Here is an 8,660-nt window from a genome sequence, read left to right on the forward strand (position 1 = left end):
AGCATCATGCACATATCGAATGCAAGCAAGCTAGGCTTAATCGTGTAGCTTGTGGCTTAGGCTTAATTGCCTGGACTTTAGCTACTCAGCGCTTTTCTTAGCGCGAGTGCGCTTTGGCTTTACTACCTCAGCTGCCTCATAGGCAATAGCGCTAGCTTCTCCTTGAGCTGCAGCAGTATTGCTGCTACGGCGACGAGTTGTTCTCTTGGTAGCTTGAGTCTCTGACAGCGCCTCATCTGCAGCTGCTGTAGCTTTGCATCTACGTGATCTTGGGCTCTTTACTACCTGAGTGTCTTCTTGTGTTGTATCAGCTATGCTCTTAGCACTTGAGCCTTTAGATCTGCTGCGAGTGGTAGTCTTTTTAACTGCCACTTGAGTGTCTTCGCTAGTAGTTTCAATTGTATCAGCGCTAGACATAGCTAAGCTTGATTGAGCAGCGCTTGACGCATTAGTGGCGCTATCGGCATCAGACTGTGAAGCTGCATCTTTAGCGATGCTCTTAGTGCGCTTGGTATTCTTTGTCTTTTTGCTCTCGGAGCTGGTGCTAGTTCTGGCTTTTTTGCTCTTGTTCTTATCCACCTGAGACTTAACATTAGCTAAAGCAGCAGCTCTTTCTTCGGCTAAATCATCTGGATTGATATTGGCTGCCTTAAGCTCATCATCGTGAGCGCCCATGACAGGATCATCACCAAAGGCAATAGCCGCTGCACGCAGTAAAGCTGCATTTGGGAACTTAGAAGTAGTTACTGCTTCATCACCCTTGTCTACAGATGCAATAGTATGGTGCTCTGCTTCGTTACCATGAATCTTAGCTAAAGTGAGCTTGGTGCGCTTACGAGTTAAGGTGGCGCTAGCAGTGCTCTGTATAGAGTTCTGCTCGGTAACATGCGCAGGCTCATTATCTTCGGTGCTCTGAGCACTTGAGCTTTTAGCCTTGATAACGGCCTCTTTAGCAGCATCAGCAGCTACTTGAGCATCGGCAGAAGCAGCTGAGGCGCTGTTAACGGCCTCTTGAGCTTGTTGCGCAAGTAAATCGGCTTTACGGCTCTTGCGAGTCTTAACCTTAACTTCGATTTCGCCAGAGGCAGTCTCAATCGTGGCATCTTTGCGAATTTGTGCCTCAGCAGCGGCTGCAGCGGCAGCTTGTAGTGCAGCCTCTTGAGCTTGCTGAGCTTGTAGCAAAGCCTCATCCTCTTCACGGGCTTTTTCTTTAGCCATGGCCTCGGCTTCAGCTGCAGCAATTTCCTCATCACTCATGATAGTGCGCTTACGCTTTACCACTACCTTGATATCAGAGACCTTGCGAGCTGGAGTTCTCTTGCCCATGACCATGCCCATTTCATCAACATCAAATGGACTATAGCTGCTTTCTACAACAGGTGTCTCTTGGGTAGGACCGTTTTGCATGAGGGACTTAAAGCGACGCAGAATTTCTGCTTGCTCAGCAATAGACTTGTTATCCACCTCAGGTACATTAGACTCATTGTCTAAGCGATCTTTAACGCGTCTACCACGAGTGCGAGTGGCATCAGAACGATATCCATTTGCATAGCTATCGCCATCTACAATACGACGGGAGCGTGATCTTGTTTCGCCACGCGATGTACGGGATGCATAACCATCATCAGCAAAAGCACGTGGTGACATGGCACTATCGGTTCGAGAGCGTGCAGAGCTCTCTGTACGTGAACGCGATGAAATACTCTCAGAACGACTACGACGAGATGGACTTACATCCATACGGCTACGTGAGCGGGATGGGCTCTCGCTCCGAGTACGAGATGAACTTTCGCTGCGTGTACGAGATGGACTCTCGCTGCGAGTACGAGATGGGCCCTCGCTGCGAGTACGAGATGAACTCTCACTGCGTGTACGAGATGAGCTATCAGAGCGGAAACTAGAGGAGCTAGCACTCTCTGATCTGCTACGAGTTGAGGTGCGGCTACGAGGTTTAAGCTCAGAGGAACTTGAGCGTGTAGAGCGGTGCGGTGCACTCATCGGAGCATTTTCCTCAGATGCATATGCACTATCATCATCAACTCGACGAGTTCTACGGGTACGGCTTGGCTTTTCGCTAGACTCATACACATCAGATGCGCTCTCACGACGGCTTCTTGATGATCCTTCTGCTAAACCATAGGCAGTCGAGCGAGTGCGCTTGATGCCTTCGCTACGAGTAGATCTTGAGCTGCTGCGCGATCTTGAGCGTGGTGCAGAGTCATGATCAAAACTACTTTGACTATCTGCAGTGCTGCGAGTGCGGCGAGTTCTACTGCTTTTAAGCTCAGCACCATCCTCAGTGCGATCGGAGCTTGCCTTGCGCCCACGAGCTTTGGGCTCGCTTACAGAAGTGCGAGCATTTTGATATGGTGAAACAACTCTTTCTTCAGTGTTAGAAGCTGATGAGTTCTTTTTATTCATCCTGTGTCCTCAGAGCAACTCGTAAATTTCGTCGTTGCGCCTTGTGTGGGCTAGTGTTGATTCGTCTTTTGCCACATCAGGCTTTTAAAAGCCTAGCTAGAACTAACCGCACACTATTTTTGTATGTCTTTGTGATAAAAACCAAGGCTAAAACAGTCTCAAGTCTCATTAACAAAGCATCGTGATGGGGCGATAGTACAAATCAGTCCCATCGAAAAAAGATTGCACTACTTCTAATCGTGCACATATCTACATCTGCATGAACGCAAAATACTAAACCTAAGGATAGCTAAGCTCAGATAGCAACTAAGCTTGCTAAAAAGCTACATAAGCTCTTGTGCTTAGCAATCTTGCCAACCCGCTAAATATCTTATGGACTAGCTGCTAAGCGCACTTAGCTAATCTAAGTCATACAAACTTAGATGGGTCTTTGCGTTGCATTGATGAGTAAAAATCGAGTTACAAAAATTTCTTAGACTTGTTTAGCTAGTTTAATAAGAAGTACAAAATGCCCTCTTAAATAAAACTATACGCTGTTGAATAGATAGTGACACACACCAACTCTGAGCTAATTTGAGGTATAAGCTCAATGGTAAAACAGCTAAGCAATGCTCCGTTGTTAAATGCAAAGTAAGCTCAAGTCTTAGTTTTGTTTTGAGAGTTATCCTGATCTAATGTCTTGCATGCACTTGCTTGCTCATAGCCTCAATATGATCTTGCTAAGCAAGGTTAGTGAGCGTGAAGACTAGGTAAAACAGGCGCATCATGTGGACGCCAATGTAAAGCAGGGCATAGATGCGCAATTGAGCAAGTTGGTATCTTGCTTGATTAAAATTCTGCGTGGTAACGCTGTAGCTTGCTTGAGATAACGTGATCGATCAGAGCAAGTTTTAGCAGTTTGAAAGCTTAGCTAGGCTTACTTTAGTGAGTGTTATTAGATACTCAGAATATACAAGCTCATCGTTATGCTTGTTAGCTTTGTCTACTGCTATCAAAAAAGTTTGCCAAGTTTAGGCTTATTGATAAGCAATTCAAACTTATCCTATCTTGAACCTAGATAGCTAGGCCTTTGTCATGTGTAAGCACAATAATAAGCATATGACTTGTGAGATTGCAAATCAAGCGTACTGATTGCGCAAACTTTGCAATCATAGCGCAATATTGCCCCATAAACATAACATAATACTCTTGTGTATCCTTGATATGTGGCTTGCCTGCTCAGTTTTAGGCTCTATAGTCGCAATCAATGTCCTTGCAAACTCTTCTTTATGAAAGTCTGAATCGTAGATAAAGAAAGTCCATTTTAATTGCAATTAAACCAAAACTCTTGGCCATAATACAATAAGTTTGCACAATCCATTCTTAGGCATAAAACTTGTGCTATAGCCACTAAAAAACAAACGCCTTTTCAAAGTGGCATTGAATAGTAAAACCAAAGCCATCATATGATAATAGCTAAGAGCTTGCAAAGAGCGCACTAGAACTAAGCAAGCTGTTATAGCTAAGAGGCAAGATATAGCAGAAGCTTATTTTCCTAAACAACAGCAAATACACAACATCTCAAGATCATCGCCGCGTAATTACTCGCAATTAGATGACAAAATTATTAGCGAGTAACAGGACAAACGCGCTATTAGTCTATATAGCCCGAATCACGGTGCTATAATGAGCGTTTTGAGAACAATTTAAGAAAAGTTCAATACAAGATCTTCTAGCTCATGAGTGCAGGGTAGATAGATTTGCGCCAAGTGCTTGAGTTAGGTGCTTATGATCTTGTCAAAATTATTGTCTTGAATGCGTGTAATCGTCGCACTCAACAAATTCACAGCAAAGTCTTCTGCGCTATCCTAAACGTATTGAAAGACTTGTGCTTATTTAGCCTAAGTGCTAATAATTTTCTTGCTCAAAATAAGTCCACTTTTGGTCTCATGAGCATACAGAATTTGCCTAAGTTTAGCTGTGATCTTTAATTATTGCAGCTGAGCGGGCGTTGGTTAGATCTCATAACACAGTTTGGAAGAACCAAGAATTGTCATTCATTGATACACTCTGGTACGGAAAGGGCCTCTCAGCAGCATTGCTCAGAGTGCCTCTGCTGCCTTTTTCTGCGTTGTTTGGACTGGTAACTTCGGTACGTCGTAGCTTGTACACTCAAGGCTATTTAAAGTCGACCGGACCAGTGGTGCCAGTGGTTGTAGTTGGCGGCGTAACTGTAGGCGGAACTGGCAAAACTCCAATTGTGATTGCGCTGGTTAATGAGCTAACCGAACGTGGTTTTAATCCTGGCGTGCTCTCTCGTGGCTATAAAGCCAAATGCGATGTCTTCCCATCCCAAGTTCCAATGGACTGTGATCCTGAGATCTTTGGTGATGAGCCTTCTTTAATTCGCCGTTCAACTGGTGTACCTGTAGTTATCGATCCTGTACGTACTCGTGGTGCTGATTACCTTGCGGGCTTAGGCGTGGATGTGATTATTACAGACGATGGATTGCAGCACTATGCTTTAGACAGAGAAGTTGAGATTTGCGTCTTAGATGGTACTCGCATGCTCGGTAATGGTTGTCTGCTCCCCGCAGGCCCATTACGTGAAGGTGAGTGGCGTCTGAGCGCGGTTAATTCTATTGTGGTCTCAGGTGCAGTTGCGCATCTTGGTCATAATCCAATGATGCTGCGCCCAAGTGCCATCACTGCTCTCAATCCAGATAATCCAAAGCAGTTAGAAGAAAGAGGGGAAGTTACCGCCTTCTGTGGCATTGGTAATCCAAGTCGCTTTTACAAGACTTTAGAAGACTGTGGATTTGTGGTCGTCAAGAAAGTTGAAGTAGGCGATCACAACAAAATGCCTTTTGATAAGCTGCGTGAGCTTGCCTCAGAGCGCACTGTCATCATGACAGCCAAAGATGCTATCAAGTATCGCAAAGAGGCTAAAGAGAGCTCACTTGATAATGTCTTTGTATTAAACGTAGCCGCTCAGCTCTCCAAGCATTTCTTTGACGATATTGTATCGAAGATTAAGCTGTCACTACACCGCGTTGAGCATCGTCGCCGTCGTCGTGAAGAGGCAGGCTATGTGCTGCAAAAGGTTGAGGGTATTGAGGATTACGGCATTAAAGCTGATGCTGATTACATTACTAAGACTGCAGCTAGACTTTCTGCTGAGATGCAAAATGCTGAGCTTGCTAAATCTCGTTTAAAGGCAGCTCTTAGAGCCGATAAAGAAGGCCCAGTACTGCCAGCTGACGATATTGAAATTAATCCAGAGCTCAATATCGACTTTAGCAAGCAAGTTAGCAAAGACGATGATCCACCACGTCAGATGGAATTTGAGCATCAAGCCCGCGCTGATTTCGTCAAAAGAGAAACCGTCGTGGTCGATGCCTACCGTCCAGGCATTGGCAAATCAAGCTCATCCAAGCTCGATAGCAAGCGTGATGACGATTTCGACGACCAGCTCAATACCAAGCATGACGACCAGCTTCAAGAAAATGCCGTCGCCTCCAAGCACGACGACAAGATTGAAGAAAATACCGTTGCAGCCAAGCTATCTGACAATGTTGTAGACTCCAAGCAAGATGTGGGTGTAGATGCAGCCAAGCACGACGACAAGATTGAAGAAAATGTTGTCGACACCAAGTCTGATGCTAACCATGCTGATGACCAGGTAGATGCTATCAATGCCGATGACGCTATTGAGTCCCATCAGATCGCCGATGAGACTGATGAAGCTAAGTCCGATACCAGCAAGGCTAATGCTAAGCCATCAGATGTCGTGGAGAGTGTAGAGCCTAAACAGGATATGTATGGTCCAGCAGCTGCGCTTATGGATAAAGCTGCTAAGTTTTATGAGCATGTCGAAACGCTCAGAAACATTGCTGAGCAAGCACAAGCTCAAGAGGCAGCAACTGATTCTCACAAGAGCGAAGATCAGTCAGTAGAGCTTACTGAGGCTAAAGCAGATGAGATCAGCGCCGTGGCAACTGCAGATGAGCAAAACACTAACAGCACCAATGCTGCTCAAGAAGAGCAGTCACAAGCTACTGCTCAAGATCTTATTGAAGAGTCAGCAACTGCTAATGAGGATGCGTCATATATTGCGCCGCTCTGGGTGCCATATATTCCAAAGGCCATTTCCAACTATTCAGCAGCAGCTGCAGTAACTACTGTTGAAAATGAAGCCACAGAAAAGACTGTTGCCAAGCAAGAAACTGTCGAGGCTAAGTCTGAGCCTAAGGTTGATGCCGATAAGTCAAAGATCACTGCTACAGCAGAGCAAGCTAAGAGTGAGTCCGTAGCTAGTGAAGAGACAACTGAGGTTAAGAGCACCGCCACAGCAGAGACTGCTGAGGTTAATGTCGAGCCTGTTGTTTACGATCTGTGGATTCCATCGATCCCATCACTGTTTATGCTCCAAGAGAGCAGATCAACAGTTGTGCTTGAGAGCAAGCAAGAGGCTCAAGATCTCAAGCATATAGATGCTGTTGCAGCTGAAAGCAAGAGTGGAAAGGATCAAGATGATGCTACTTCCAAGAGCGTAGCAACTGAGCCTGCTCTACAGGATCAGGCTAGTGATGCTTCCTTAGCACAGGATGCTGCTGCTCAAGATAAGAGTGCTCAAGACAGTGGATCTAAGGATGCCGAGGCTAAGAGCGAATCTGAAACTGATGTTCAGGTTGCCAAGGAGTACAAGCTGTGGATTCCATCCATTCCAGTTCTCCCAAGCTATAGCGCAACTGAAGCTTTAGAGGTTAGCCAAACTGCCGCTACTACGACGACTAAGTCGAAGAGCACAGCTAAGAAAGCCACCACTAAGCCAAGTGCCGCTGATACTGCAACCAAGGCATCTAAGGCCACTACAGCCAAGGCAAGTGCATCTGGTAGTGCTGTTAAGACATCTCCTGGTGAGGCTATTGCTGCAGCTAAGGGGACTACTAAGAAAACTGCAACTAAGAGTGCTGCAGGTGATGGTAGTGCGGTGTCAAAGACCACAACTAGACGAGCACCAACTCGAGCTGTAATTGCTTCTATTGATGAACTGCCAAAGAGTATTCGCAAGAAGACTACTAAAGCAACCAAGGATGCAGCTAAGAGCGAGGCTGTCTTACCATTAATTGATGCTTTAGATAAAAGTGAGTCTACTGATGCTGTAAATACTTTGGTTGCAGCAGCTAAGAAGGACGATGCCATTAGTGCAGTAGAGACTACAAAGAGCACAACTCGTACGCGTAAGAAGGCTAGTGAGAGCAAAGCCACTGACAAGTCAGAGACTACTGAAGCTGAGGCAAGTACTGCAACTCGCAAGAGCACTGCTAAGAAGACTACCACTAAGTCCACTAGCACTAGCGCCACTAAGAGTACTACCACTCGCAAGCGCACCAGCACAGCTGCAAAGAGTAAAGCTGCAGAGGATGTCACTGAGTTAAGTGAGGACAAGGTAGAGGTTGCAACTAGCAGTAAGACCACTACTAAGGCAAAGAGCACTGCAGCTAAGGCAACTAAGAAGACTAGCAAGGCAGAGAGCACATCAGATGCTGAGGTAACTACCAAGAAGTCAGCTAAGACTAGTGCTGCAGCTGAAGGAGCCGCCGATAGTGAAGCTTCAACCAAGAAGACAACTAAGGCTAGCGCCAAAGCTGATGCTGCCAAGGCAGAGAGCGATAAGGCAGATGCTGCCAAGTCAGAAAGTGCCAAGGCAGATTCAGATAAGGCCGAGAGTGCATCTGAAAGTGAGTCTAGCGCTAAGAGCACGGCTAAGCGTACAGTTAAGAGAACTACGCGTAGCAGCGCTAAGGATGAAAAAGATATTTTTGCCCTTAAGAAAATGCGTGATGTCTACGATCCAAATGCAGTTCCAACCAAACTGAAGCGCAAGACTACTACTAAAAGCAAGAGCGCTGAATAGCTAGTGTTTTGTATGATGAAAAAGCCTCCACTGTGTAAAAGATTGTGGGGGCTTTTTTGCATCTGAGTCTATGTATAGCATCTAATGTGCTCTACAATGATGTATATTGCCATCTTCACTGTGAAGGCTGCTTTGATGTTTTATCGGAGAGTAGCTAAGATCGTGAGGTGGATTTATCGTTTTGCTGTTTAGAGCAATTAACAGCAATTAACAGTTTTGAAAAAAAATAGATAAATGTGTTAATATACATTTATTATGAGCACATATAAGATTGGACAATTTGCTAAATTGGTACGCCGTACCCCAGCTACGATCCGACGTTGGGAGGCTGAAGGTAAAA

General features: G+C 45.4%; 2 protein-coding genes. One reads left to right on the forward strand and one right to left on the reverse strand.

The window, feature by feature from the left end; translation table 11 throughout:
- Window positions 1-81: 81 nt before the first annotated feature.
- Window positions 82-2,421: a hypothetical protein gene (locus RDO37_RS09990; protein ID WP_308498983.1), complete on the reverse strand. Its 2,340-nt coding sequence runs from the start codon at window positions 2,419-2,421 to the stop codon at window positions 82-84.
- 2,029 nt (window positions 2,422-4,450) lie between these two features.
- Here RDO37_RS09990 and lpxK point away from each other — a divergent pair.
- Entirely contained in the window at window positions 4,451-8,320 is a 3,870-nt protein-coding gene (gene lpxK, locus RDO37_RS09995) for a tetraacyldisaccharide 4'-kinase (protein WP_308498984.1), read from the forward strand.
- Window positions 8,321-8,660 lie beyond the last annotated feature (340 nt).

It is taken from the genome of uncultured Anaerobiospirillum sp. (assembly GCF_902485895.1).
Taxonomy (GTDB): Bacteria; Pseudomonadota; Gammaproteobacteria; order Enterobacterales; family Succinivibrionaceae; genus Anaerobiospirillum; species Anaerobiospirillum succiniciproducens.